The 1,732-nt window shown below is 52.4% G+C and carries 1 rRNA gene (only partly in view); it reads right to left on the bottom strand.

Annotation, left to right across the window (positions count from 1 at the left end):
* Positions 1-22: 22 nt before the first annotated feature.
* A 23S ribosomal RNA gene (locus HAV22_RS30690) occupies positions 23-1,732 on the bottom strand; its annotated part runs 1,252 nt beyond the window's last position; the annotation flags it as partial.

Raw genomic sequence — 1,732 nt, 5'->3', positions numbered from 1 at the left:
TGGCAATGACTGCCAAGGTTATAGGGACAAGCCGTACGGGCAATTAGTATCGGTTAGCTTAATGCATTACTGCACTTCCACACCCGACCTATCAACGTCCTGGTCTCGAACGACCCTTCAAGGAGCTCAAGGCTCCGGGAAATCTCATCTCAAGGCGAGTTTCCCGCTTAGATGCTTTCAGCGGTTATCTCTTCCGAACTTAGCTACCCGGCAATGCCACTGGCGTGACAACCGGTACACCAGAGGTTCGTCCACTCCGGTCCTCTCGTACTAGGAGCAGCCCCCTTCAAATTTCCAACGCCCACGGCAGATAGGGACCAAACTGTCTCACGACGTTTTAAACCCAGCTCACGTACCACTTTAAATGGCGAACAGCCATACCCTTGGGACCGGCTACAGCCCCAGGATGTGATGAGCCGACATCGAGGTGCCAAACTCCCCCGTCGATATGAACTCTTGGGAGGAATCAGCCTGTTATCCCCAGAGTACCTTTTATCCGTTGAGCGATGGCCCTTCCATACAGAACCACCGGATCACTATGTCCTACTTTCGTACCTGCTCGACTTGTCGGTCTCGCAGTTAAGCACGCTTATGCCATTGCACTATTAGCACGATGTCCGACCGTACCTAGCGTACCTTCGAACTCCTCCGTTACACTTTAGGAGGAGACCGCCCCAGTCAAACTGCCTACCATGCACTGTCCCCGACCCGGATCACGGGCCAAGGTTAGAACCTCAAACGAACCAGGGTGGTATTTCAAGGTTGGCTCCACGAGAACTGGCGTCCCCGCTTCAAAGCCTCCCACCTATCCTACACAGATTGGTTCAAAGTCCAATGCAAAGCTACAGTAAAGGTTCATGGGGTCTTTCCGTCTAGCCGCGGGTAGATTGCATCATCACAAACATTTCAACTTCGCTGAGTCTCGGGAGGAGACAGTGTGGCCATCGTTACGCCATTCGTGCAGGTCGGAACTTACCCGACAAGGAATTTCGCTACCTTAGGACCGTTATAGTTACGGCCGCCGTTTACTGGGACTTCAATCAAGAGCTTGCACCCCATCATTTAATCTTCCAGCACCGGGCAGGCGTCACACCCTATACGTCCACTTTCGTGTTTGCAGAGTGCTGTGTTTTTATTAAACAGTCGCAGCCACCAGTTTATTGCAACCCTTTCACCCTTCCACAGTAAAGTGGTCAAGCTACCGGGGCGTACCTTATCCCGAAGTTACGGTACCAATTTGCCGAGTTCCTTCTCCCGAGTTCTCTCAAGCGCCTTAGAATACTCATCTCGCCCACCTGTGTCGGTTTGCGGTACGGTCTCGTATGACTGAAGCTTAGAGGCTTTTCTTGGAACCACTTCCGATTGCTTCGTGCCACATGGGCACCCGTCTCGACCCCTTGAATTACGTGCCCGGATTTGCCTAAGCACCTTCTATGAGTCAAAAACCAACTATTCCAACAGTTGGACAACCTTCCGCGATCCGTCCCCCCATCGCATCATACGACGGTGCAGGAATATTAACCTGCTTCCCATCAGCTACGCATCTCTGCCTCGCCTTAGGGGCCGACTCACCCTGCTCCGATGAACGTTGAACAGGAAACCTTGGGCTTTCGGCGAGAGGGCTTTTCACCCTCTTTATCGCTACTCATGTCAGCATTCGCACTTCCGATACCTCCAGCATCCTTTACAAGACACCTTCTCAGGCTTACGGAACGCTCTCCTACCATATGTG

The organism is Telluria antibiotica, assembly GCF_011682055.1.
GTDB classification, from domain to species: domain Bacteria; phylum Pseudomonadota; class Gammaproteobacteria; order Burkholderiales; family Burkholderiaceae_D; genus Telluria; species Telluria antibiotica.
This window is presented reverse-complemented; position numbering and strand designations above follow the sequence as displayed.